Source organism: Nocardia farcinica (assembly GCF_029867845.1).
Taxonomy (GTDB): Bacteria; Actinomycetota; Actinomycetes; order Mycobacteriales; family Mycobacteriaceae; genus Nocardia; species Nocardia farcinica_A.
Window position 1 is genome coordinate 1 of sequence record NZ_JARWRU010001009.1, and the last position, 2,234, is coordinate 2,234.

Genomic DNA, 2,234 nt, shown 5'->3' on the forward strand with positions numbered 1-2,234 from the left:
GTGCACAAGATCGTGGAGCTCAACGCCCGCACGCTGTTCCGTTTCGAGCGGACGGCCTGATGTCCGGCGAACCCGATGGCCGGATCGACGCCCCCGACTGGGTCGACCAGGACCTGCTGACCCGCGACCACTCGGCCCGCCTGCTCGACGAGGAGATCGACGCCGAGCAGGCCCGGCTGGCCGGGCTCGGGGACGACCAGGTGGCGGCACGCGCGCGGATCGACAGCCGGATCGAAGCCATGCGGGCCGTCCGCGACCGGCTGCGTGCGCGCGTCCCTCGCGTCTGAGCGCTACTGCCGCCCGCGTCGTCGCAGCACCCGCGCCGCCACGGCGCCGGCCGCACCGGCCGCCACCCACGGCGCGGCGACCACGATCGGGTCCATCCACGTGTGACTCCTGTCGACCCGCGTGCTGTCGAGCCGGTCCAGCAACCCGTTGTGCGCGAATTCCGCCCGCACACCGGTCTCGGCGATCGGATCGTCCGGTCGGCCGCGCCGCAGCCCACGAACGCGGCTCTCGACCACGTCCACGCGATCCCCGGCGAGCAACAGCAGCCAGTGCGCGGCCCTGCCCTCGCTGTACTTCGCGTAGGCCACCCGCCGGATCGCCCCCGACAGCCCGCGCAGCGGCACCGTCGCACCGAAGACCGGGGTGAGCATCTCGTGTTCCAGCGAACGCTCCCGCGGCTCACGCTCGGGCTGGCGTTCCGGGAAATCCCAGTGCGCGCCGGTGGCCTCGGGGTCGTAGACCAGTTCCGGCACGGCGGGCCGGTCCTTCGGGTCGAGATCGGCGCCCCAGCCAGGAATCCGGGCCCGCAATTCCTCCGACGAGGGTACCGGCGGGTGTTCTTTCGTGTACGTCATCGAATCACTCCTGCTCACGCGGCCTGCGGAAAGACGATCACCGGCTTGATGCAGTGATCGAGCTTGCCGGAGAAGAGGTGATAGGCCTCGGCGATGTGTTCCAGCGGCACCCGGTGGGTGATGATCTCGCTCGGCTTCAGATAGCCGTTGGCGATGTGCGAGAACAACCTCGGCCATTGCCGTTTCACCGGACACTGGTTCATGTTCAGCGTCAGTCCCTTGTTCATGGCGTCGCCGAATTTGACCGCGCTGAACATCGGTCCGTAGGCGCCCATGACCGAGATGGTGCCGCCCTTGCGCACCGAATCGATCGCCCAGTTCAACGCCACCGGCGAACCACCCTGCAATTTGAGTTTGGTGGCGGTGACATGCTGAAGAAAATTGCCGTCGGCCTCCGCGCCCACCGCGTCGATGGCCACATCCGCCCCCAGATATCCGGTGGTGCGCTTCATCTCCACCACCACGTCGGCGCATTCGGCCATATTCACGGTCTCCGCGTGCGCGAAGGTGCGCGCCTTCTCCAGCCGGTAGTCCAGGTGGTCGATCACGATCACCCGGCCCGCGCCCATGAGCCAGGCGGATTTCGCCGCGAACAGCCCCACCGGCCCGGCCCCGAACACCGCCACCACATCGCCCTCGCGGATATCACCCAACTGCGCGCCGAAATAGCCGGTGGCCAGCGCGTCGGTGCACATCAGAGCGTCCTCGTCGCTCAGGGTCTCCGGTATCTTCGCCGGTCCCACATCGGCGAAGGGCACCCGCACGTATTCGGCCTGCCCGCCGTCGTAGCCGCCGCAGGTGTGTGAATAGCCGTAGATGCCGCCGACGGCGGTGGCGTTCGGATTCACGTTGTGGCAGTTCGAATACAGCCCGCGCGCGCAGAAGTAGCACGAGCCGCAGTAGATGTTGAACGGCACCATCACCCGGTCGCCCGGCTCGAGATTCCGCACCGAGCCGCCGACCTGTTCCACCACGCCGACGAATTCGTGCCCGAAGGTCGTGCCGACCCTGGTATCGGGCATCATCCCGTGATACAGGTGCAGGTCCGAGCCGCAGATGGCCGCCTTCTCCACCCGCACGATCGCGTCATTGGGGTGCTCGATGCGCGGCATGTCCTTTTCCTCGACACGCACCCGGTACGGCCCCCGATAGACCATCGCCCGCATATCCGTCTCGCTCTCGTGTAGTCGTCCGATCCGGGGGCGTCAGGCCCGGGTGGAGGGGTGCTCGCCGCGCCGCAGCGGCGGCAGGTGCTCGATCGCCCCGGCCGCGGTGGCCAGCGCGCGACTGGCCGTGCGGCAGCCCGCCGCCCCGCGGCCGGGCCCCCCGCGTGCGGCGCGGTCCCACCCGTCGCGGGGGGGGGGGGTGGGG

Annotated in this window: 3 protein-coding genes; 1 reads left to right on the forward strand and 2 read right to left on the reverse strand. The window is 69.2% G+C overall.

What is annotated here, in order from left to right; all coding sequences use genetic code 11:
• The first annotated feature begins 59 nt into the window (after positions 1-59).
• Positions 60-287, forward strand: a complete 228-nt coding sequence (locus QH283_RS22380) for a hypothetical protein (RefSeq protein ID WP_280504926.1) — start codon at positions 60-62, stop codon at positions 285-287.
• Positions 288-290: 3 nt separating this feature from the next.
• On the opposite strand, the gene QH283_RS22385 is transcribed toward QH283_RS22380, so the two are convergent.
• On the reverse strand, positions 291-863 hold the full coding sequence (locus QH283_RS22385) for a hypothetical protein (RefSeq protein WP_280504927.1): 573 nt from the start codon (positions 861-863) through the stop codon (positions 291-293).
• Between the two features lie 14 nt (positions 864-877).
• Positions 878-2,029, reverse strand: coding sequence for a zinc-dependent alcohol dehydrogenase (locus QH283_RS22390; protein WP_280504928.1), 1,152 nt, complete (start codon positions 2,027-2,029; stop codon positions 878-880).
• Between the last annotated feature and the right edge of the window lie 205 nt (positions 2,030-2,234).